This window comes from Pectobacterium polaris (assembly GCF_002307355.1).
Taxonomy (GTDB): Bacteria; Pseudomonadota; Gammaproteobacteria; order Enterobacterales; family Enterobacteriaceae; genus Pectobacterium; species Pectobacterium polare.
This window is the reverse complement of sequence record NZ_CP017481.1, coordinates 1,473,792-1,496,862: the sequence shown is the minus strand read 5'-3', so window position 1 is coordinate 1,496,862 and position 23,071 is coordinate 1,473,792. Positions and strand designations below refer to the sequence as shown.

Below are 23,071 nucleotides of genomic sequence, written 5' to 3'. Positions count from 1 at the left end.
TAGAGAGCGGTAACGAGCAGGTGCGCTACCGGGTGGTAAATTATATCGTCTGGCGGCCTTTCAGCACCGACAACAGAGCCTCATCCCGCGGGCGGGTAGCCAACGGATGGGATAGCGTTAAACTGATGAATAGCGATGTCAGCAGGGGCTGACTAACGATGGGAAATCAGCGTATTACTCTAATTGGGTAAATAAACACAATCATTGAATGGCTCTGTTCTGCCCAGAACCACCGGATAGGCTATATTATGGATGCTTATTATCACCTTATCTACATAGCGTGATCTAAATCACTTTTAAGCCAGAGTGAATAATGGAAAGACTAAAGAGTATGTCGGTGTTTGCCCGCGTGGTGGAATTTGGTTCTTTTACCGCCGCGGCCCGTCAGTTACAGATGAGCGTATCCGCCGTCAGCCAGACCGTTACCAAGCTTGAAGATGAGCTACAGATTAAGCTGCTTAATCGCAGTACGCGCAGCATTGGTTTGACGGAAGCGGGAAAAATTTACTACCACGGCTGTCGCCGCATGCTGCATGAAGCGCATGAGGTCCATGAGCAGCTTTACGCCTTCAACAACACGCCGATCGGCACGCTGCGCATCGGCAGTTCTTCCACGATGGCGCAGAATGTGTTGTCCACCATGACTGCCGCGATGCTGAAGGAATATCCCGGTTTATCCGTCAATCTGGTCACCGGGATTCCCGCTCCCGATCTGATTGCAGACGGGCTGGATATCGTTATCCGCGTCGGTGCACTACAGGATTCCAGCCTGTTCTCGAAACGATTAGGCTCGATGCCGATGGTCGTCTGTGCTGCAAAAAGCTATCTGGCACAGCACGGCACGCCGGATAAACCGGCAGATATGGTGAATTTTTCCTGGCTTGAATACAGCGTACGTCCTGACAGCGAATTCGAGCTGATCGCCCCAGAAGGCATTTCGACCCGCGTCACACCACAAGGGCGCTTTGTCACTAACGACCCACAAACGCTGGTGCGCTGGCTCAAGACTGGCGCGGGCATCGCGTACATTCCGCTTATGTGGGTTGTGGATGAAATCAATCGCGGCGAAATCGAGATTCTGTTCAACCGCTACCACTCCGACCCGCGCCCGGTCTACGCGCTCTACACCCGCAAAGACAACCTGCCGCTGAAAGTACAAGTCTGCATTAACTACATGACGGAATACTTCAAAAACGTCGCTTTGACGTATCAGGGTTATCGGCAGAATCATAGCGAGGAAAAAAAGTAGGTTTTGCAAAGAGGAAAACGCGAAGCGCTTCCCTCTTTCATACAAAACACATCCCGATCCCACCATCCTTGCGCTATATCTCTTCTTTCGTTCAGGAAAGTAAAATCACATGGATAACGTACGAATAAATTCGTACAATATAGGTGAAAGATGGGATTCAAGGATGCCAAAAAGCAGCTTATTGTCTGTTTGCAGTCAGGTAATGTGCTGCATGAAGCCAGAGGGAATATCAGCACGAAGAATTTGCTGGTAACCGGACAAACATCAATAACAGAACTCAGTGATATTATTTATCAATCTGCCGGGCCATCCTACTCCTCTTCACCCCATCATTTTGCAGCGCATATTGATGTTCATATCATCCGTTGCAGCCATCGGGGAATACCGTGGTATATCAAATGGTATTTTACCGAGCCGGATTGTGTCTTTATTAGCGTCCACCATTGAGGCGATGACATGAAAATTTTCAAAGTCGGCGATACACAGGCCGCTCTCTGTAACACATGCCAGTCACTTGAAACCGCGACGTTTCAGCTTAAAGACGTCCCGTTCAGCGATAAGAGCGGTGTGGTGAGACAAGCTTTGGTTGGCGTTTGCGAACGCTGCGGAAATGTTGCCATCATCCCTCATCAGTCTACGCCCATGATTAAGAAAGCACTGGATGTGCAGCGTAAAGCGCTGGAAAGTCGAGTGCCCGCACACATGATAGATATCCTGAATCTGGCAAGTTGTGAATTAGGTGGGGAACCCGATTTTATTCCCACGCTGATGAAATATTATCTGCACACACTGGCGGCTGACCACGCAGCGGCAAAAGATATCCCGCGTTTTCTACAAAGTGATTTGGCAAAAGGAAAATCCGAGAAACGTCTTTCGCTTAAAGGTCGGCATGTCGCGACAGATATTGATGTACTAAAAACCACGACAAACATCTCCAGCACAACAGACCTGTTAAAAGGCATTGTTCTCAAGATTAAAGAAGACGTTTTGGTTCAGCGGGATGAAATACACATCAAGCAGCTCAAATCGATTATTGCCGCTGTGTCCTGATTGTGTGCTCCGCTACATAAAAAAACCGCGCTCATAAAGCGCGGTCTTAAAGGGAACTCAGGGTATCAGCACGAATTACGCGGTGCCGCCGACGGTTAGGCTTTCCAGCTTCAGCGTAGGCTGACCCACGCCGACAGGCAGACTTTGCCCTTCTTTGCCGCACACGCCGACGCCGTTATCCAGCGCCAGATCGTTGCCGACCATAGAGATCTGCTGCATCGCCTCAATGCCGGAGCCAATCAGCGTGGCGCCTTTGACTGGCGTAGTGATACGGCCTTTTTCGATCAGGTATGCTTCGGATGTCGAGAAGACAAACTTGCCAGAAGTGATATCGACCTGACCGCCGCCAAAGTTTGGCGCATACAGGCCGTATTCAACGCTGGAGATAATCTCTTCCGGCGTGGATTTCCCAGCCAGCATGTAGGTGTTCGTCATGCGCGGCATCGGCAGATGCGCATAAGATTCGCGGCGACCGTTGCCCGTTGGCGCAACGCCCATCAGACGAGCATTCATCTTGTCCTGCATGTAGCCTTTCAGAATACCGTTTTCGATCAGGACATTGTATTGCCCCGGAACGCCCTCATCATCCATCGAGAGCGAACCACGACGCCCGGTCAGCGTGCCGTCATCCACCACCGTACACAACTCTGACGCAACGAGTTTCCCCATCTGCCCGCTGAATACTGACGTACCGCGACGGTTAAAATCGCCTTCCAGACCATGACCAACCGCTTCATGCAGCAGTACACCCGGCCAGCCAGCCCCCAATACCACAGGCATCGGCCCGGCAGGGGCGGCCACCGCCGACAGGTTAACCAGCGCCATCCGCACGGCTTCTTTCGCCCAGGCGTCGACGCGTGCTTCGCCGTCAGCGACTTCCCAGAAATAGTCATAGCCGCCACGCATACCGCCGCCGCTGGAACCACGTTCACGTTTGCCCTCAGATTCGACCAGCACGCTGATCGACAGACGAACCAGCGGGCGCACATCCGCCGCCAGCGTGCCATCTGTTGCCGCCACCAGCACCAGCTCATACACGCCGGTCAGACTGGCAGACACTTCCTGTACGCGCGCATCTGCGGCACGTGCGACCGTGTCGGCACGCTGCAACAACGCAATTTTATCCTCACGCGTCAGGCTATCCAGCGGGTTCAACGTTGGATAAAGTGCATGATGCGATACCGCTCCCAGCGTGTGCGCAGTCCCTGTGCCCTGTTCCCGCACAATGCTGCGTGCAGCCTGCGCGCTCTGATGCAATGCGTTCAGCGTGATCTGATCGGCATAAGCAAACCCGGTCTTTTCACCGTCAATCGCACGGATACCCACGCCCTGATCGATATTGTAAGAACCGTCTTTAATGATGCGATCTTCCAGCACCCAAGACTCATGGTAGCTGGACTGGAAATAGAGATCGGCATAGTCCAGTCGACGCTCATTAAGCGACCCCAGCACAGCGGCAAGGTCGTCAAGATTCAATTTGTTGGCGGTGAGTAACTGCTCACTGACAAAAGAAAGGTTCATAGTTTTTCACTCTTTATCAGATAATCGGCTGAGTACACTGCGCTGCCCTAACGGCATTATTCGCCTTTCTTCTTGTTCGGCTCACGCAGCACTTCCTGAATCTTCGGCTGATCGAGGCTACCGGAAATCTGGTAGCGAATCAGCGAAATCTTGTTCCATAGCGGTGCCAGCACTTTACTGGCAGCAAACACCGCGGCCCCGACAACCGGGTTAACGGCAAATGCAGTCGCCACCCCCACAGTCGCGGAAAGTTCCGGGGCGATAACCGCTTCCATATTGACCTGTCGCTTAGCGAGGTCGAGATCGCCTTTTATCGCGATATCGGCCTCCAGACCGTCGACCAACATATCATCAGTATGCAACACGCCGTCTTTAATCCATGCCGTGTTGCGAATCGAGTCGAAGTAAAATCCACGGCCAAACGTATCACTAAAATCGAACCGCAGCTTACGCATCAGCGCATCAAAGCTCAATAAACGCAGCAATTGACCAGCCTGACCCGCGCCCACTTCGGCAATTTCACCTTTACCAATGCGCGTGTGCAATATTCCGCTCAGGCTGGCAATATCCGGCGCCCAAGGCGTACCACGCCAGTACAGATCGTAGTCCACATCGAAAGAACCAGCTTTAAGCGGTGAATCAACGCCAAACCAGTTAGCGTTCTGCTCCAGGCTATCACCTGTCAGACGGCCTTTTAGCGCCGTCCGCACGCCTTCCGCGTTTTCCTGCCAGGAACCGTTTACCGTCAGACGGGCTTTACCCGTATCAATCATACCGTCTGCCAGCGTTAATTTTTCCTTTTCTGGCAGCAGCGTCCCCTGAATACGTCCCATATTCTGCCCGACAATCCAGCACTGGCGACAGTTAACCGCCAGAGACGGCCAGTCTTCAAAGCTGATGCTCGGGTCATTCAACGGTGATTTTTTCTCTGCTAATGCCACCGGGTTGGTCGCTTCATTCCCTTTCCACTGAGGATTGTAGTAGAGATAATTGATGTCGCTGCGCCACATGCCGCGATTGGGTATCTCAACCGTTCCGTCAATTTCGCGCCCTTTTGCCTGCACTTCACTGCCAGCAAGCGTATTTTTACGCGTGATTTCTAGATCGTGCCACTGCTGCCCCAGCAGCTGTAGTTCAGGCGTCCGCAGCGTCACAGCTTCTGGAAAACGAAGCGTACTGTGCGCCTTTTTCCCTTCCACCGGTGCCGAAGCACGCAGCGCAGGCAGAAGCCCCAGCCAGCTTTCAGCATCCAGTGGCGGAAGATCGAGCACCAGCGAGGAGTCTTCTGGCAATGCAGGCGCCACCGTTGCCCCGTTTTGCCAGCTTGCCCGCGCCAGTGTCACCGTGTCGCCTTTCAGCAGCCATTGGCTATTGAAGTGGTTATCTTTGCCCAACAGTCCCTGCATCGCGAAACCATTCAGGTCGCCGCTGGCTTTTACCTCCAGCGGCAGGCTCTCGCCAGCAGGTTTACTTAGCGGGTTAGGTAAGTGACTACTTAGTTTATTTAAATCAGCCTGTACATCAACATCATACGTTGTTTTACCATAATGCGGCAGGTTGACGGCCACGGTACTCTTCCAGCCAGCCGTGCCGGACAGGGCTTTGCTGGCCGACGCCGGTAAACCGGGCAAGAGCGCAGGCTGCCAGTCGCCCTGCAAGCCAACATTCACCAGAAAAGCCTTCGCTTGCTCTTCCGTCGTGAAATTGACGGCTATCGGCTGATTCATCCAGTTCGCCTGAAGCGTGTCACTGCGTAAGTTGCCGTTTTCATAGCGGAACTTACCGGTCAGATTCTTAATCGTGGTATCCAGCGGCTTGATATAGAGGCTGTTATTGTTCAGCGCGATATCACCACTGGCGCGGACGTCGTCGCCGGCAAGCGGAATATCCAGATGCAGTGTGCCTTTCACCGGCCCGCCAATTTTCAGCTCATCCAGCGCCGTACCCAGCGAGGATTTCAGCGGCGTCTGATGAAAATAGTTCCCCACTTCAGGCCCCGGACCGTCCAGTTCGCCATCGACCAGCAGCATCTCTTTTTCATAATCGGGAATGACCGCGCTAATGTTTTTGCCTTCCACCTTGCCCAGCCAGACTTGCGGCGCAAACATCCACAGGCCGTTGTTGGCAAAATCCAGATTGATATCCAGCGGCGTCAGCGCAGGCCAGCCCGGCTGAAATTCGAAGGTGGCCTCTTTAACCGGCACCCAGACTTCAAACTGGCCTTCGTTATGCGTATACGGGAAATGCTGCGGATTGCCAGCAAAGATCAGTGTGGCGTTATCGACACGGCCGCCTTTCAGCGCGCCGCTCAGATAGTCCACCAGCTCAGTGCCCATAAACAGTTCAGGATAATAGCGCCAGGCATCCGCCGCATCGGTCAGCCGAATGCCTGCCAGAATATCCAGTTTCGGCTCCTGCTTAGCGGGCTGTTCATAGCGGAAATCGCCGTTAGCCCATAGCGATTTGGCCTGCACGTCCAGCCCGTGGCTCCAGAGCGCCAGACCTGTGGCATCATTACGCCAGTCAATCGTGCCGCTGGCCTGCTTGATTTCCAGCGGCGCGCGAAACATATCAACATAGGGCAACGTGCTCTGCTTTAACGCGATGCTGACCTGACCACGCTCTACGCTGCCGCGGGCAGAACCAGAGAAATGATCGACGCCCGGCAGTAATTTCCACTGCTTCCAGCTCACATCCTGCCAGTTGGCCTGAAAGCGGCTTCGCTCAGGCTGTTGCAGAGGGATATCGACGGCAACGGTATTCAGCGTACCCGTCGGTTGCAGTTCATCCCAGCGCGCTTTCAATTCTGGCGTCGTGCCGGACAGCAGCGGAAGCAGCGTGCTTACCCGCGCCAATGCCACGTTGCTGGCTCGAACGCGTAGCTCTTCCTGCCGATCGGGCCCTAACATGTGTTCATTCTTTGGCAGCCAGAGCGCGGAGAGCCGACCTTTCGGCCAGGCGACGCCATCCGTTGCCAGATTCAACTCAGGCACATCCACCTGCCAGCCATTTTCCTGACGGCTGACGTGCAGCGTCATGTCATCCACATTCAGGCGATGCGCATCGCTGCCTTCACCCCAGCCTGCCGTTCCGTGATTGAGGAACACATCACCGCTGTGGATGTCGCCGTCACGGACGTTCAACCAGGCTGCCAGACTAAAATCGGCACTTTCCAGCCCGGTCGTGTTTTTCATCCAGCGGCTGAGCCAGGGCTTCATATCGATATTGTCAGCCTGCAAGTAGAACGTGCCGTTGCTAAGCAGCCCCTGATCGTCGTGCAAGTCCATACGCATCTGCACGACGCCGTGCTGACCATTAAAACTCGACAGACTGATTAAGCCTTCCGCCCGGTGACGCTTCTCGGAATTCAGCCAGGTCAGTTGAGGAATGCTCAGTTCCGCGCGGGAACCGGAAGGGGTAAGAAAGGTAATCTGGCTATCACGCAGGTCAAAGTGGTCAAACTGGCGCAGGAAAAGATCGCTGACCTTCCCTGACTCCATCAGTTTGCTATCCTGCTGCTGCCCGGTGAATTGGCTATTAATATCCAGTTTTAACTGGTGAAACGTGAGATCGCGAAACTGCCAGCGCCCGTGCAGCAGCGACTGCCATACATCCAGCGCCAGCGTAATGCGTTCAACCTGCCAGTCCGATTCCGGCAGGGACGTGCGAAGCTTTTCAATTTCCAGCGTGGGGCCAAAGGACTCCCAGCGTCCCGTCATCGAGCCGATTTCTAACGGAACACCGGCAGCAGACTGCGCCCAGGCCACCAGCTGTGGCCGGAAGTGATCGAGCTGTGGCAGCACCAGTCTTAAGCCGCTGACTAACAGCGCTACCATCACGACAAGAGTGGCACCCGTGATGATGAGTATTCCGGGCAGTCGCCTCACTAATTTCTCCTTCTTTCGTCGCCGACGACGAGCGCACGAATTTACATCATGACGACGTCAAACTGCTCCTGGCTATACAGGGGTTCGATTTGTACTTTGACCTGTTTGCCGACGAAAATTTCGACCTCAGCTAACGCGTGCGATTCTTCACTTCTCAGCGCTTCCCCGACTGCCGGTGAGGCATAGACCAGGAAACGATCGGTGTCATAAGCGTGGTGGACACGCACGATTTCACGCATGATTTCATAGCAGACGCTTTCTACCGTCTTCACCGTGCCACGACCATTACACGTCGGGCATTCATGACACAGCACGTGTTCGATACTCTCACGCGTGCGTTTGCGCGTCATCTCCACTAATCCTAGTTGAGAGAAGCCGCTAATACTGGTTTTAACCCGATCTTTACTCAGCGCCTGCTCCAAAGAATGCAGCACACGCCGACGGTGATCTTCATTATTCATATCGATGAAATCGATAATGATGATGCCGCCGAGGTTACGCAAACGCAGCTGTCGTGCAATCGCCTGCGTCGCTTCTGTGTTGGTATTGAAAATGGTTTCATCCAGGTTGCGGTGGCCAACGAATGCCCCCGTGTTGATATCAACGGTCGTCATCGCTTCTGTCTGATCGATGATCAAATAGCCGCCGGATTTCAGTTCAACCTTTCTGTCCAGCGAACGCTGGATTTCATTTTCCACGTCAAACAGGTCAAAAATCGGCTGTTTACCCGCGTAGTGTTCGAGTTTACGGGTCATCTCTGGAATGTATTCGGCGGTAAATTCCAGCAGCGCTTCATACGTCAGTCGGGAATCAATCCGAATGCGATCCAGCGCAGCGCCAGCAAAATCACGCAAAATCCGCCGAGCAAGCGCCACTTCACCGTAGAGCTTACATTTGGTCTGGTTGCGCTTTTTACGCTCCATCACCTTGACCCACAGACGCTTCAGGAACGCCGCATCCTGCGAGAGCTCTTCTTCACCGACGCCTTCCGCAGCGGTACGAATGATGAAACCACCGTCATCATCACAATACTCGGCGACCGTTTTCTTTAAGCGCTCGCGCTCCGCTTCGCTCTCAATCCGCTGTGACACGCCGACGTGCGATGCGCCGGGCATAAACACCAGATAGCGCGATGGCAGCGTGATATCGGTCGTCAGACGTGCGCCTTTGGTTCCCAGTGGATCTTTGACCACCTGCACCATGAGATCCTGACCCTGACGTACCAGTTCGGCGATATCGCGGACGTGAAAATTCTTCTGTTCGTCACCGGCAACGCATTCGGTGTGCGGCATAATATCGGACGCGTGCAGGAATGCCGCTTTATCCAGACCGATATCCACAAACGCCGCCTGCATGCCCGGCAGGACGCGACTCACGCGGCCTTTATAAATGTTGCCGACAATGCCGCGCTTCGCATCACGCTCAATATGAATTTCTTGCAGAATGCCGCCGTCGATATAGGCAACGCGCGTTTCTGACGGTGTAACGTTTACCAGTAACTCAGCAGTCATGTTTTCCTCTTGCACTCCGCAACGCAGCAAAATTACTGAATAGCTCATGGGTTTCTACCAGCGGCAGCCCAACCACCGCGTAATAGCTCCCGTTAAGCGACCGGACAAAGCATCCACCTTTGCCCTGAATACCGTAAGCCCCGGCTTTATCCATCGGTTCGCCGCTGGCGATATACCGTTCGATATCCTGCTGCGAAAGCGGGCGGAAGACGACATCGGTTGTCACCAGACAGCTCAAGACATCATCTTTATCTGCCAGCGCAACGGCCGTCATTACCTGATGTGGTTTTCCGGACAGTTGACTCAGCATCGCTGCCGCATGAGCTTCATTCTGTGGTTTTTCCAATACCTGACCGTTCAGTACCACAATGGTGTCTGCACCCAGAACCGGTAAATCAGACGGTGCCGCTACGACACCCGCAGCCGCTTTCTCATGCGCCAGACGTCGGACATAAACTTCCGCCGCTTCTTCCGGTAACCGCTGTTCTTCCACCGCGATATTCAGTACAGAAAAAGGAATATCGAGCTGCGTGAGCAGTTCGCGACGGCGGGGAGAAGCGGAAGCCAGATAAAGCTGAGTCATGAATCACCTTATTGCACAGTAAACTGACGACGAATTTTACGCATCAGCAGGAACAGCCACGGCCAGAGTACGCCATCAACGACACTATTCCAGAGTGTTTCCGGTCGGAAAGAGACATTAATAACTAAAAATTCTGCCCAGAATACCGTGAGGTCCATCACCAGCGACAATAGCATGACAATTAATGCCTGCTGCCATAACGCCATATTTCGGAATAGCTGGAATTTAAAGGCGACCAGATAAGCAACAATGCTCAGCGCGAGCGCCCGTACTCCCAGTGTAGACCCAAGAATCAGGTCCATAATCAGACCTAATATAAATCCGGTGCCGACATTCACCCGATGTGGCAATGCCATCACCCAATAAATGAGAAACAGCGTCAGCCAGGAAGGTCGAAACATGTAGATTTCATCCGGCCACGGCATAATCTGCAAAACCATAGCGATCAGAAAAGAAAGCCAGATAATCCAGTTGCCATGCCTGCGATAACGGTTCATTGGCGGCCTCTCTGCGGCTCGGCGGTGGGCACAGCGGTATCAGGAGGAAGTGGCGGTCCCATATCGTCAGGCGACGGTAAAACCTGCGGCATCATCTGCATCAGACGCTCATTGGCAACCCGATGTACTTCCGCTGGCGGCAGCGCCGTATTGGAGTTGTTTTCCACACCCCACAGTAAGAGCAGATAGCGCAGGCGCTGTAGCCCGGCGGTCGGACGTGCCTGAATAATCGTATAGGCTCGCTGTGTATCGGCCTTGACCGATGACACGACACCAACGGGATACCCTTCGGGGAAACGACCGCCCAGACCCGATGTGACCAGTACGTCACCCACTCGGATGTCGGTATTGTTAGGCAAGTGTTCGAGTTGCAGATCGTCGGCGCAGCCATTGCCGGCGGCAATCACGCGGATATCATTGCGTAGCACCTGAATCGGCAACGCGTGGGAAACATCACAAATCAACAAAACCCGGCTGGTAAACTGACCAACCGCCACAACCTGACCCACCACGCCTTTATCGCTGATGACCGGTTGCCCTTCATACACGCCGTTCGCCTGACCTTTATCAATCACCACCTGATCGCTGTAAGGGTCGGTTCCGGCGGACATCACCTGCGTCACCATTTTCTGCTCATCCTGACGCAGCGGCGAGCCGAGCAGTTCACGTAAGCGCGCATTTTCCTGCTTGAACTGGCCTAGCAGTAACAGGTCACTGTTTTTCATCAACAGTTCCTGACGCAGCGCAGTATTTTCAAGGCCTAATTGCTCACGGGTTGCCAGTGAGGCAGACATATTGTCCAGAACTTGACGAGGCCCATTCGCCAGAAAATAGAATGGACTGACGGTGGTGTCCATGTACGTTCTGATTTTGACGAACGAACCGAGCCGACTGTCCGCAACGATCACGACAATCGCGGTAACGACAGCAAGAAAAAGTCGTAATTGCAGGGAAGGCCCCCTGCTAAAAAGCGGCTTCATAAAATTTGCGTATTCCTCGACAGCAACCTCAAATCGCACCTGGCGATTTTTAACGTCACAAAGCGGCACCCCATAGGGCGAATTTCATTGCTCAGGCAAATAAAAAAGGGGTAACCACGAGAGATGAAAAACGCAGGCGTTCATCCATCCGGTCCCCCCTTTTCCAGACAGGATTACTCCTCGCTGAACAAATCGCCACCGTGCATGTCGATCATTTCCAGCGCCTTGCCACCACCACGGGCAACACAGGTCAGCGGATCTTCAGCCACCACAACCGGAATACCGGTTTCTTCCATCAGCAAACGATCCAGGTTACGCAGCAGCGCACCGCCGCCGGTTAACACCATACCGCGCTCGGAAATATCGGAAGCCAGTTCAGGTGGACACTGTTCCAACGCCGCCATGACTGCGCTGACGATACCCGTCAACGGCTCTTGCAGCGCTTCCAGAATTTCGTTGGAGTTCAGCGTGAACCCACGCGGTACACCTTCTGCAAGGTTACGGCCGCGCACTTCAATCTCAAGCACTTCGTCGCCCGGATAAGCAGAGCCGATTTCATGCTTGATACGTTCTGCCGTCGCTTCACCAATCAGTGAACCGTAGTTACGACGAACGTAGTTGATGATCGCTTCATCAAAGCGGTCACCACCAATACGTACAGAAGAGGAGTACACCACGCCGTTCAGCGAGATCACCGCAACTTCGGTAGTACCACCACCGATATCCACAACCATGGAACCGGTCGCTTCGGATACTGGCATGCCAGCACCAATCGCAGCCGCCATCGGCTCTTCGATCAGGAACACTTCACGGGCACCTGCACCCAGCGCGGATTCGCGAATGGCACGACGCTCAACCTGCGTTGCACCAACCGGCACACATACCAGCACGCGCGGGCTTGGACGCATAAAGCTGTCGCTATGCACTTGCTTGATGAAGTGCTGTAACATTTTTTCTGTGACCTGGAAATCGGCAATCACACCGTCTTTCATCGGACGAATCGCCACGATATTCCCAGGCGTTCTACCTAGCATCTGCTTAGCGTCATGGCCGACTGCTGCCACGCTCTTTTGAGAACCCGCACGATCCTGACGAATCGCAACCACAGAGGGTTCATTCAGTATGATGCCCTGCCCTTTAACATAAATCAGGGTATTGGCGGTACCCAGGTCGATGGACAAGTCGTTGGAAAACATGCCACGAAATTTCTTAAACATAACTAAAGGATAATCCTGCAAGCTGGGGGCGAAAAATAAATCCGCCTACTTTACCAACCACACGAAGCAGCGACAAGGCACGAAAAGGCTCTGCTTCGGTGAAAAATGAGTCTGCGTTGCGCACGTCGGCGTCAGGAAGAAGGCACAGCATGCTTTCTCCTCAGGCGGCAAGGCATCTTACCACTGTCCACCCGACAGAATTGCGCTAACACAGGACATAAAATCTAACATTTAATCGGATTGCCGCTAACGTAAGCACACACTAACCGATTTAACAACCGCCTCATTCTACGTCAATTTGAACGGGACGTTTATATTAAACACGATGCCGCGGTGAATATTTTTTCAGCTCATCCGTTATAGGGACTGATGCGGCAAAAAAATCGCCTTGCCCACCATAAACGCCCTTACCCAACAGCATCCGCCACTCCTCTTTGGTTCGCACACCAGCGGCAAACACCCGTGTTTGCGTGCCTTTACAGGCCTCGGTCAGGCTTTGTACAAACAGCTGATTTTCCGGGCGGCGCTCAAGACTGCGGACCAAACCGGGATGAAGCTTGATGATCTCCACGGAGAGTGACTTGATATACGTCGTACTGACTAGCGTTAAACCCGCCTGCGTGACCGCCAGGCGACAGCCTAATCCCAGGATCAAATTGAGAACCGGGCGCAGGCGGCCGATATATTGACAGACATCTGCCTCTGCAAGTTCAAATAAAATGCACTGACGCTGCGTTTTCGGACATTGCAGCAATATTTCTCTTAGCCAGCGCAGGAAAGGCTTTTGCAAAAGTGAGTCCACACTTACCGGTAAAGCCAGTGTTTCTCCGGGCCAGTTCGCTGACAAATCAATAATTCGTGCCACAAGCTGCCGATCATAGCTAGCTGCCAGCCCCAGCTGTTGAACCAGCGGCATATACTCCGCCGCAAGCAGTTCCTGTTCTCCGTCATAAATCCGGCTCATCATTTCGCGATGATGTACCACGCCCTCTTTTGTCACCGCAGGCTTCTGATACAGCCGTGGGCCACCGCGTGCCAGCGTCTGTTCCAGCAACGTACGCCATTTCACGCTGCCGCGCCCTTTGTCAGGCACCTGCCTGTCAAACACGCACCAGCTGTTACCGCCCTGCAACACCGCATTGCGCGTCGCGTCCTCCACACTCTCCATCACCTGCTCGGCGCTTTGCCCACCGCGATAAGCACAAATACCCATGTGGAGAACCTCCTCGCGATCGATCAACGGGCAGGCGGGGAGAATATCGATAGACTTCACCAACTGCGTGGCAATTGCAGTGGCTTCCTTTAGCGTGCTGTGGGGGAGTAATACGGTGAAATCGCTGCTGAAATAACGCGCCAGCAGCGCAGAGGGGTAGCGCATGACAAACGTCGACAGCAGGTTGACCAGCGTGAAACGGTATTCCTGAAGCGCATTGGTATAGCCGTGCGTTTCTTGCAAGGTTTCAAAATCAGGTACGCGAATCATCATGACAATGCCGTGCGTCCCCACTTCTTCGCCATCTTCCAGCTGTGTGGTCAATTGATTATCAAAAAACAGACGATTACTCAGCCCGGTTTCAGCATCCTGCGCGGCGAAAGCACGGATTAACGTATCAACCCGCCCACGCTCCTCCCGCGCTTCCACTAAATCAGACAGCAGTTGGTCGAGCGCCCCGCTGGTCTTGACCGGCCATTCACGTACCGAGCCCTGCATAACCGATTCTCGCTCGCCCTTGAGAATACGCTGTGCGCGTTTTTCCAACTCTTCCTGTCCGGCAGCCTGTCGACGCAGCCAGCGAATGGAGAAATACAGCATCAGGAGCATCAGGCCCGCGGCCAGCAATACCGATAACGTCGACACCACGAACCGCGGTAAACCAATCAGCGGGTCGACATATTTTAAGGCGATCGTCATGTTCAAATGATGCATCAGCGGGAATTCGACCTCATGATAGAGGTGCGTGCGTTCCCAACCGGCCTCGGGCAGCTGTATTGAATAGAGGGTCGAATCGTTATCCTGAATATCCAACGCCACAATGCCTGCCGTCTTCATCATTCCCGGCAGCCAATATTGGATATTTTCGGGCGATTGCACTAATAACGCTTGATCGATACTGGCCGTGACCTCGCGTAGCTGCTGCTCAGTTCGCAACTGGCTATAATAACAGAGGCTAAATATGCTACTGAAAAGCATAAGAAAAATAGCGAGAACCGTCAGCAATACTATGAGTATCGAGAACCTGGTCGTAAATCCCATCCCTGCGTCCTATTCCAAATAATTGTCATTTCTGCGAGTTTGTTGTTTTTTATCAGTTCGCATAGGCCAGCTACATAGTACCTTTTTTAACAAACAGTACCTTTTAACAAATAGTACCTGTAATAACTATAGTCGTTAATGACTTCCCCATTTTCATCCTGCTACAGGAGATAGCCCATGCAGGCTTTAGTTCTTGAACAGTCAGACGGACTGACCCACGCTCAGATTCGCGAGATTGACGCGGAGCAGCTTCCCGCCGGGGATGTGACTGTTGATATCAGTTGGTCCGGTATTAATTATAAAGATGCGCTTGCCATTACTGGCAAAGGCAAAATTATTCGTAACTTCCCGATGGTTCCTGGGATCGACTTCGTCGGTACAGTACGCCACAGCGACAGCGATCGGTTTAGCGTCGGCCAACCCGTCATCCTGACCGGTTGGGGCGTGGGTGAAAACCACTGGGGCGGCTTGGCGCAACAGGCACGCGTGAAGAGCGATTGGCTGATTCCGCTACCCGCGTCGCTGGATGCGCGTAAAGCCATGATTCTTGGCACGGCTGGCTTTACTGCGATGCTGTGTGTGATGGCGCTGGAAGACGGTGGCATCACCCCGGAAAGCGGCGACATTATTGTGACAGGTGCCAGCGGCGGCGTCGGCAGCACGGCAGTCGCCCTGCTTGCAGAGCTAGGCTATCAGGTTACTGCCGTCAGCGGCCGTGCTGACAACACCGATTACCTGAAAAAACTGGGCGCCAAACAGGTGTTGGATCGCAGCGAATTCAGCGGAAGTCCTCGTCCGTTAGAAAAACAACGTTGGGCTGGCGCGGTGGATACCGTCGGCGATAACGTGCTGGCGACGCTGCTGGCGCAGATGGATTACAACGCGACGGTCGCCGCATGCGGTCTGGCTGGTGGTGTTGCGCTGCCAACGACCGTGATGCCATTTATTTTACGCAATGTTCGCCTGCAAGGCGTGGATTCCGTAATGGCACCGCTGGCTCGCCGTCAGCAAGCGTGGGAGCGTCTGGCTGCCATTCTGCCTGAATCGTTCTATCAGCAGGTCACGCAGGAAATCGGGTTGGAAGACGTCCCTGCTGTCGCCGCCGCGCTGCTGGAAAACAAAGTCACTGGCCGCACGCTGGTGAAAATCAGCTAACGTCTTTTGTTTACGCGCTCAGCCACCTTCGGGTGGCTGTTACACCCTGCAAAAAAGTATTTCACCTCTCCTATCGCAGTTTCTATCGCAATTCATCTATAACTAAGTGAACGGTAACCACTAAGTACGCCACTTTACGTCAACAATAATAATGACTGGCGGGAGTTCACATGCACAAACATCGCAAGCTCACAGAAGCCGACGTTACCCCGGAATCCCTCTTCTATCAGCGTCGGCGCGTATTAAAAGCGCTGGGTATTTCCGCTGCGGCGCTCGCGCTGCCATTTTCTGCACAGGCTGACCTGCTGGCCTGGTTTAAAGGCGGTGATAAACCCAAAGCGCCGCCGGGTAAACCGCTCACGTTTAGCCAATCCGCCGACTGGAAACTCGATCTGCCGCTCACGCCGGAAGATAAGGTCACGGGCTATAACAACTTCTATGAATTTGGGCTGGATAAAGCCGATCCGGCAGCGAATGCCGGCGGGTTAAAAACCGAAGGCTGGACCGTTAAAATAGACGGTGATGTCGCCAAACCTCTCACGCTGGATATCGACGATTTGCTAAAACGCTTTCCGCTGGAAGAGCGGATCTACCGTTTCCGTTGCGTCGAAGCGTGGTCGATGGTGATTCCGTGGGTCGGGTTTGAGTTAGCCAAGCTGATTAAATACGCCGAACCCACCAGCAACGCGCGCTACGTAGCATTTCAGACGCTTTACGATCCGGAACAGATGCCGGGGCAAAAAGATCGCTTCATGGGCGGTGGTCTCGACTATCCCTATGTCGAAGGATTACGGCTCGATGAAGCCATGAATCCTCTAGCGCTGCTGGCCGTCGGGGTTTACGGCAAGACGTTACCGCCGCAGAACGGTGCCCCCATCCGGTTAGTAACACCGTGGAAATACGGCTTCAAGAACATCAAATCTATCGTGCATATCCGGCTCACCCGCGAGCAGCCCCCGTGCACATGGAATCTGGCGGCCTCGGATGAATATGGTTTCTATGCCAACGTTAACCCGCATGTGGATCACCCGCGCTGGTCGCAGGCGACGGAACGCGTCATCGGTTCAGGCGGGCTACTTAACGTTGAGCGCCAACCCACGCTGTTGTTCAACGGCTATGCCGATCAGGTCGCTTCGCTGTATCGCGGTCTGAATCTGCGCGACAATTTTTAGCTAACTTCTAGCCATCGCCGCCTGTCAGGATAGGAATCCACATCAGCATGAGACTGACGTTACAACACATTACCCGGTTAAAAGTGCTACTCCACCTGGCTGGTTTTCTGCCGCTGCTGTGGCTGATATTGTCAGTTGACCAGGGGTGGTTCAGCGCTGACCCGGCCAAAGATATCCAGCACTTTACCGGCAGAATGGCGCTGAAATTGCTGCTGGCGACGCTGCTGGTTACGCCATTAGCGCGCTACGGCAAACAGCCGCTGCTCATTCGCTGCCGACGCCTTCTCGGGCTGTGGTGCTTTTTCTGGGCGACGTTACATCTGGTGAGCTATGCAATGCTGGAGTTGGGTCTGGATCATCTGGCGCTGCTGGGCAAAGAGCTGATATCCCGACCGTATTTAACGCTGGGGATCGTAAGCTGGCTGATTTTGCTGGCGCTGGCGGTGACGTCGCCACAGATAATGATGCGCAAGTTGGGATCGCAATGGCAAAAACTGCATAATTTCGTCTATTTAGTCGCCATCCTTGCGCCTATCCACTATCTTTGGTCAGTTAAAACGCTCTCCCCGCAGCCTATTTTGTATGCGCTCGCGGCGCTGATACTGCTGCTGTTTCGTTATAATAAATTTCGCCAATGGTGGCGCTAAACGCCGCAGCAACACAGGAAAAGCGGGTGATGGGCGACAGTGAGATTCACGCCTTCTCACGGCTTGGTACAGGAATATCTCCGCTGATAAGACCAGTATTTAGCTGCGAATTGCCACGATATGGTTATAATGCACGACTTTAATTTCTCGGGCCGGACAATTTGCGTCACGAAAGGTGACAAACGAATAGCTTCGCGCTATTTTGTGCGACACTGTTTTTGCAATCTTGGTCAATCGCGGGAGATAGCAGCACAATGGCAGAAAAGTTTCACATTTTGCTCTTGAATGGTCCAAACCTGAATCTGCTAGGAACCCGAGAGCCCGACAAATACGGTAGTACGACGTTAGCAGACATTGTCAGCGAACTGGAAACACAGGCGCAGGCATTGAACGTGAAGTTTTCCCATCTGCAATCCAATGCGGAACATGTTCTGATCGATACCCTCCATCAGGCCAGAGGAAACACAGACTTCATTCTGATTAACCCGGCGGCATTTACCCACACCAGCGTTGCGCTGCGTGATGCCCTGCTGGCGGTCGCGATTCCGTTTATCGAAATTCATCTGTCCAACGTGCACGCACGTGAGCCTTTTCGTCATCATTCCTATCTTTCTGATGTTGCGGTAGGCGTGATATGTGGCCTGGGGGCAGATGGTTATCAGTATGCTTTACAGACGGCGGTAAAACGCCTGTCAACTTCCAATTAAACAAAAGAGTACGGAACCACATCCATGGATATTCGTAAAATCAAAAAACTGATCGAACTGGTTGAAGAGTCCGGCATCGCCGAACTGGAAATTTCTGAAGGTGAAGAATCAGTACGTATCAGTCGTGCCCCAGCAGCGGTTAACTACCCGATGATGCAACAGGCTTACGCTACGCCAATGATGCAGCCACAGCCTGCTCTGGCTGCCGCCGTTGCACCAGCGCCAGTGGAAGCAGTTGCAGCACCGGCTGCCATCAGTGGACACATCGTTCGTTCTCCAATGGTTGGAACCTTCTACCGCACCCCAAGCCCGGATGCTAAAGCCTTCGTGGAAGTGGGTCAGCACGTCAATGTCGGCGATACCCTGTGCATCGTCGAAGCGATGAAAATGATGAACCAGATCGAAGCCGACAAATCAGGCGTGGTGAAAGCCATCCTGGTCGAAAACGGTCAGCCGGTTGAATTTGACGAGCCACTGGTTGTCATCGAATAACGAGGCTTATCATGCTAGATAAAATCGTTATCGCTAACCGCGGAGAGATTGCGCTGCGTATTTTGCGTGCCTGTAAAGAACTGGGCATCAAAACCGTCGCCGTTCACTCCAGTGCGGATCGCGATTTGAAACACGTATTGCTGGCGGACGAAACCGTGTGTATCGGCCCGGCTCCGTCAACAAAAAGCTATCTGAATATCCCAGCGATTATTTCCGCTGCGGAAATCACGGGTGCCGTCGCGATTCACCCTGGCTACGGTTTCCTGTCCGAAAATGCGGATTTTGCCGAGCAAGTTGAACGCTCCGGCTTTATTTTCATCGGCCCGAAAGCCGACACGATTCGCCTGATGGGCGATAAAGTGTCTGCCATCACCGCCATGAAAAAAGCGGGTGTTCCAACCGTACCAGGCTCCGATGGCCCTCTGACCGACGACATGGACGCTAACCGTGTTCATGCAAAACGCATCGGCTATCCGGTCATCATCAAAGCCTCTGGCGGCGGCGGTGGTCGTGGTATGCGCGTCGTGCGCAGCGACAAAGAGCTGGAACAATCCATCAACATGACCCGTGCGGAAGCCAAAGCGGCTTTCAACAACGACATGGTTTACATGGAAAAATATCTGGAAAACCCACGTCACGTGGAAATTCAGATTCTGGCTGATGGTCAGGGCCACGCCGTCTATCTGGCCGAGCGTGACTGTTCCATGCAGCGCCGCCACCAGAAAGTGGTGGAAGAAGCGCCAGCACCGGGCATTACGGACGAACTGCGTCGCAATATCGGCGATCGCTGCGCCAAAGCCTGTATCGATATCAACTATCGCGGTGCGGGTACGTTTGAGTTTCTGTACGAAAACGGTGAGTTCTACTTCATTGAAATGAACACCCGTATTCAGGTGGAACATCCGGTAACCGAAATGATTACCGGCGTGGATCTGATCAAAGAACAGCTGCGTATTGCTGCTGGTCAGCCGCTGTCCATCAAGCAGAAAGACGTTAAGGTTCGCGGCCATGCAGTGGAATGCCGTATCAACGCGGAAGACCCGAACACGTTCCTGCCAAGCCCGGGTAAAATCACGCGTTTCCACGCGCCGGGTGGCTTTGGTGTTCGTTGGGAATCGCATATTTACGCCGGTTATACCGTACCGCCGTATTACGATTCCATGATCGGCAAGCTGATCACTTACGGCGAAACGCGCGAAATCGCGATTTCCCGTATGAAGAACGCGCTGGCTGAACTGATCATCGATGGCATCAAAACCAACATCGAACTTCAGATGAAGATCATGAGCGACGAAAACTTCCAGAGAGGTGGCACGAACATCCACTATCTGGAGAAGAAACTCGGCTTGCAGTAAACATTGCGCAATCGAGTCAAAAGGCCAGCTTATGCTGGCCTTTGTTATTTAGGCCTTCGAGTAGTCATGCCACTCGCAAACACTGACTAGCACAAGCAGCCCGCGAGTAAACGAGGTAGGATATCTCATCTTTTTAGGATGAGAGGGTGGGTGCGGAGTGACAAAACAATCCGATTTTGATTTCTCGTGCAGACCATTAATTCCGTACGCACACAACTATACTCACGGGGATTATGAAAGCTGGCACACTCACCGTTGCGCCCAGTTAATTCATACGCTTAGCGGGGTTATTCGGGTTGAAACCCAACAGGGGTTCTGGGTGGTTCCGCCCTCGCGTGGGGTATGGATACCCGCAGATATTCCACATGCCTTACATATTGTGGGTGAAGTTAAGGCCAGAGTGCTTTTTGTCGAACCGCTGGCCAGAGCAGACCTCCCTGTTATCTGTCAGGTCGTGGGGATAACGCCTTTATTACGCGAACTCATCATCGATGTCCTGAAACTTCCCGCAAAGTATGAACCTGGAAGTCGGACCGAACGTATTTATGAACTTATCCTTGATGAAATACGTTTGATGAATACGCTTCCTTTTTGCCTTCCTGAGCCGATTTCTGAGCGTCTGAAATTATTGTGTCATACAGTCCGTCAGACCCCCTACGAAGCCTGGACTGTTGCCAAGGCTGCCGAGCAAGTCAACGTCAGCGTAAGAACGCTCAGCCGACATTTTTATCAGCAAACTGGCATGCAATTCAGTGAGTGGGTTCGTCGCGCACGTTTGCTGATTGCGCTAACGCGTCTGGCACAGGGCGAACAAGTCACCCGAGTGGCGCTTGATTTAGGCTACGCCAACCCGGGAGCCTTCAGTGCCATGTTTCGCAGAGTCATGGGCGTGACACCCGGCAATTACTTCAACCCCTAATCAAGCGCCCTGCAGCATTCAGCATCGCTTGCAAAGAGGCTCGGGTAACATCGCTGTCAATGCTGACACCCCATGCACATTCACCCGCATGGTTCTGACAGCACACATAAGCCACAGAACGGCTGTCACTACGCTGACCTAACGTGTGTTCCTGATAGCTCACAATATTAAGGTCTGCTTTCACCTCTCGGCAGAGTGCCGTCATTCCCGCAGAGAGAAAACCGTTTCCTGCGCCCTTCAAATTCAGTCGTTTATCCCGGAAAATGATTTCAGCGGAAAGCGTTGTGTTCTGCCCAAGCTGATTATCGCAGGTATATTTAGTTAACCGAATCGGCGGTAATTCGACTAAACCGTAAGCCTCACGAAAGAGTATCCAGACAGCCATCTGCGACATTTCTTTCCCCTCAGATTCAGACGCTTTCTGTACCAGCAGGCTGAAGGTCTTCTGAAGTTGACGAGGCAGGATGAGGCCATGGTTTTGCTCAAGCAACCAGGCAGCACCGCTTTTTCCTGACTGGCTGTTTACGCGGATAACGGCCTCGTAACTGCAACCGATGTCTTCAGGATCGAGCGGAAGATAGGGAATTTCCCATAATGGCGAGGCCGAATGCTGTCGTGCTGCAAACCCCTTTTTAATCGCATCTTGATGCGACCCGGAAAAAGCCGTAAAAGCGAGTTCTCCGGCATAAGGATGGCGTGGCGCGACGGGGAGTTGATTACACTCCTCAACCACTTCCACCACCTTCTTCATGTGGCTGAAATCGAGTTCAGGAGAGATTCCCTGCGTGTAAAGATTAAGCGCCAGAGTCACTAAATCGACATTGCCAGTCCGCTCTCCATTACCAAACAGGCAGCCCTCCACTCTTTCAGCGCCAGCCAGTAACGCAAGTTCAGCGCAGGCAATGCCTGTGCCACGGTCATTATGCGGATGCACACTGATACAGACCTTATCCCTACGGGAAAAATGTCGGCAAAAATACTCTATCTGATCGGCATACACATTGGGCGTGTTGACCTCAACAGTCGCTGGAAGGTTGATGATCATGGGACGGCACGCATCAGGTTCCCAGACATCGGCGACGGCCTCGCAAATCTGAAGCGCGAAATCAGGCTCGGTAAAGCAGAACGTTTCTGGCGAATATTGAAAGGTCCAGTCCGTCTCCTGCGCCTCAGCACATAACCGACGGATCTGCTTCGTCGCATTGACCGCAAGCTGAATAATTTCATCGCGTGTCTGACGGAACACCACATCCCTGAAAATCGGTGCAGTCGCGTTATATAAGTGAAGGGTTGCGCGATGTACGCCACTCAGCGATTCAAAGGTACGCGCAATCAAATCTTCTCGTGCCTGCGTTAAAACCTGAATTGTCACATTCTGTGGAATACGCTTTTCTTCAATCAATAAGCGAACAAAATTAAAATCAGTTTGTGAAGCAGACGGAAAAGCGACTTCAATCTCTCTGAATCCACAGGCAATCAGCAGATCCCAAAATTTCAGTTTACGCATTTCATTCATCGGCTCAGCAAGCGCCTGATTACCGTCCCGTAAATCGGTGGAAAGCCAACGTGGAGGTTGAGTTAATGTATTGTCAGGCCATTGCCGATCTTTTAGGTCAATCGGTGGATGCGCTTTGTATTTCGATGAAGGGTTATTCAACATGATCGGGCTCCTTTTAATGGAACCCCAGTGTTATCCAGAGAGCCATGAGTACGCTCATCTGGAGGTGACAACTGATGACGCAAAAGTGACAATCATTAAACCGTTCGGCTCCTTTGCTACATTTTTCCCTCGAAAAAAAACCGTCACACTCACTCCCTGCTGGCGCTCGTGGTAAAACGTTCTCTCGCCAAATAATGCGTACATCGCAACGGGCC

At 53.0% G+C, this 23,071-nt stretch carries 20 protein-coding genes; 10 read left to right on the top strand and 10 right to left on the bottom strand.

The window, feature by feature from the left end; translation table 11 throughout:
* Positions 1–313 precede the first annotated feature (313 nt).
* From aaeR to BJJ97_RS06755, 3 genes are all read left to right on the top strand, one after another.
* The gene (gene aaeR / locus BJJ97_RS06765) at positions 314–1,249 is read left to right on the top strand and encodes an HTH-type transcriptional activator AaeR (RefSeq protein ID WP_039482347.1); all 936 of its coding nucleotides are present in this window, start codon (positions 314–316) and stop codon (positions 1,247–1,249) included.
* Positions 1,250–1,399: 150 nt separating this feature from the next.
* Positions 1,400–1,696: a hypothetical protein gene (locus BJJ97_RS06760; protein WP_095993449.1), complete on the top strand. Its 297-nt coding sequence runs from the start codon at positions 1,400–1,402 to the stop codon at positions 1,694–1,696.
* 9 nt (positions 1,697–1,705) lie between these two features.
* Complete coding sequence (locus BJJ97_RS06755) at positions 1,706–2,299, top strand: hypothetical protein (protein ID WP_095993448.1); 594 nt, start codon at positions 1,706–1,708, stop codon at positions 2,297–2,299.
* 75 nt (positions 2,300–2,374) lie between these two features.
* Here BJJ97_RS06755 and tldD read toward each other — a convergent pair whose 3' ends face one another.
* The 9 genes from tldD to csrD form a co-directional block, all read right to left on the bottom strand.
* On the bottom strand, positions 2,375–3,820 hold the full coding sequence (tldD, locus tag BJJ97_RS06750; RefSeq protein WP_095993447.1) for a metalloprotease TldD: 1,446 nt from the start codon (positions 3,818–3,820) through the stop codon (positions 2,375–2,377).
* A 56-nt stretch (positions 3,821–3,876) separates the two neighbouring features.
* Complete coding sequence (yhdP, locus tag BJJ97_RS06745; protein ID WP_095993446.1) at positions 3,877–7,707, bottom strand: AsmA2 domain-containing protein YhdP; 3,831 nt, start codon at positions 7,705–7,707, stop codon at positions 3,877–3,879.
* 41 nt (positions 7,708–7,748) lie between these two features.
* Entirely contained in the window at positions 7,749–9,218 is a 1,470-nt protein-coding gene (rng, locus tag BJJ97_RS06740) for a ribonuclease G (protein ID WP_095701285.1), read from the bottom strand.
* Complete coding sequence (locus BJJ97_RS06735) at positions 9,208–9,801, bottom strand: Maf family protein (protein WP_095993445.1); 594 nt, start codon at positions 9,799–9,801, stop codon at positions 9,208–9,210. Before BJJ97_RS06735 ends, rng begins: the two co-directional genes overlap by 11 nt.
* A gap of 8 nt (positions 9,802–9,809) precedes the next feature.
* Positions 9,810–10,298 carry a rod shape-determining protein MreD gene (gene mreD / locus BJJ97_RS06730; protein ID WP_039482366.1) on the bottom strand — a complete coding sequence of 163 codons (489 nt, stop codon included), beginning with the start codon at positions 10,296–10,298 and terminating at the stop codon, positions 9,810–9,812.
* Positions 10,295–11,278 (bottom strand): rod shape-determining protein MreC, encoded by a 984-nt coding sequence (gene mreC / locus BJJ97_RS06725; RefSeq protein WP_039482369.1) that lies wholly within the window; start codon positions 11,276–11,278, stop codon positions 10,295–10,297. Before mreC ends, mreD begins: the two co-directional genes overlap by 4 nt.
* Before the next feature lie 173 nt (positions 11,279–11,451).
* Positions 11,452–12,495 carry a rod shape-determining protein MreB gene (mreB, locus tag BJJ97_RS06720; RefSeq protein ID WP_010300322.1) on the bottom strand — a complete coding sequence of 348 codons (1,044 nt, stop codon included), beginning with the start codon at positions 12,493–12,495 and terminating at the stop codon, positions 11,452–11,454.
* The gene (locus tag BJJ97_RS22045; protein WP_156890158.1) at positions 12,488–12,646 is read right to left on the bottom strand and encodes a hypothetical protein; all 159 of its coding nucleotides are present in this window, start codon (positions 12,644–12,646) and stop codon (positions 12,488–12,490) included. Before BJJ97_RS22045 ends, mreB begins: the two co-directional genes overlap by 8 nt.
* A gap of 165 nt (positions 12,647–12,811) precedes the next feature.
* Positions 12,812–14,749: an RNase E specificity factor CsrD gene (gene csrD / locus BJJ97_RS06715; protein WP_095993444.1), complete on the bottom strand. Its 1,938-nt coding sequence runs from the start codon at positions 14,747–14,749 to the stop codon at positions 12,812–12,814.
* Positions 14,750–14,926: 177 nt separating this feature from the next.
* Between csrD and acuI the strand changes: the two genes are divergently transcribed.
* The 7 genes from acuI to BJJ97_RS06680 all read left to right on the top strand — a co-directional run bounded on the left by acuI (position 14,927) and on the right by BJJ97_RS06680 (position 21,196).
* Positions 14,927–15,904, top strand: coding sequence for an acrylyl-CoA reductase (NADPH) (acuI, locus tag BJJ97_RS06710; protein WP_095993443.1), 978 nt, complete (start codon positions 14,927–14,929; stop codon positions 15,902–15,904).
* A gap of 170 nt (positions 15,905–16,074) precedes the next feature.
* Positions 16,075–17,076 (top strand): protein-methionine-sulfoxide reductase catalytic subunit MsrP, encoded by a 1,002-nt coding sequence (gene msrP / locus BJJ97_RS06705; RefSeq protein ID WP_095993442.1) that lies wholly within the window; start codon positions 16,075–16,077, stop codon positions 17,074–17,076.
* A gap of 47 nt (positions 17,077–17,123) precedes the next feature.
* The gene (gene msrQ / locus BJJ97_RS06700; protein ID WP_095993441.1) at positions 17,124–17,723 is read left to right on the top strand and encodes a protein-methionine-sulfoxide reductase heme-binding subunit MsrQ; all 600 of its coding nucleotides are present in this window, start codon (positions 17,124–17,126) and stop codon (positions 17,721–17,723) included.
* A gap of 254 nt (positions 17,724–17,977) precedes the next feature.
* On the top strand, positions 17,978–18,430 hold the full coding sequence (aroQ, locus tag BJJ97_RS06695) for a type II 3-dehydroquinate dehydratase (RefSeq protein ID WP_039482384.1): 453 nt from the start codon (positions 17,978–17,980) through the stop codon (positions 18,428–18,430).
* A 24-nt stretch (positions 18,431–18,454) separates the two neighbouring features.
* Positions 18,455–18,922: an acetyl-CoA carboxylase biotin carboxyl carrier protein gene (accB, locus tag BJJ97_RS06690; protein ID WP_039482387.1), complete on the top strand. Its 468-nt coding sequence runs from the start codon at positions 18,455–18,457 to the stop codon at positions 18,920–18,922.
* 11 nt (positions 18,923–18,933) lie between these two features.
* Positions 18,934–20,277: an acetyl-CoA carboxylase biotin carboxylase subunit gene (gene accC, locus BJJ97_RS06685; RefSeq protein WP_095701277.1), complete on the top strand. Its 1,344-nt coding sequence runs from the start codon at positions 18,934–18,936 to the stop codon at positions 20,275–20,277.
* A 157-nt stretch (positions 20,278–20,434) separates the two neighbouring features.
* Positions 20,435–21,196, top strand: a complete 762-nt coding sequence (locus BJJ97_RS06680) for an AraC family transcriptional regulator (protein ID WP_095993440.1) — start codon at positions 20,435–20,437, stop codon at positions 21,194–21,196.
* On the opposite strand, the gene leuA is transcribed toward BJJ97_RS06680, so the two are convergent.
* Positions 21,186–22,856: a 2-isopropylmalate synthase gene (gene leuA, locus BJJ97_RS06675; RefSeq protein ID WP_095993439.1), complete on the bottom strand. Its 1,671-nt coding sequence runs from the start codon at positions 22,854–22,856 to the stop codon at positions 21,186–21,188. The two genes, BJJ97_RS06680 and leuA, sit on opposite strands and share 11 nt — an antisense overlap.
* Positions 22,857–23,071: the final 215 nt, after the last annotated feature.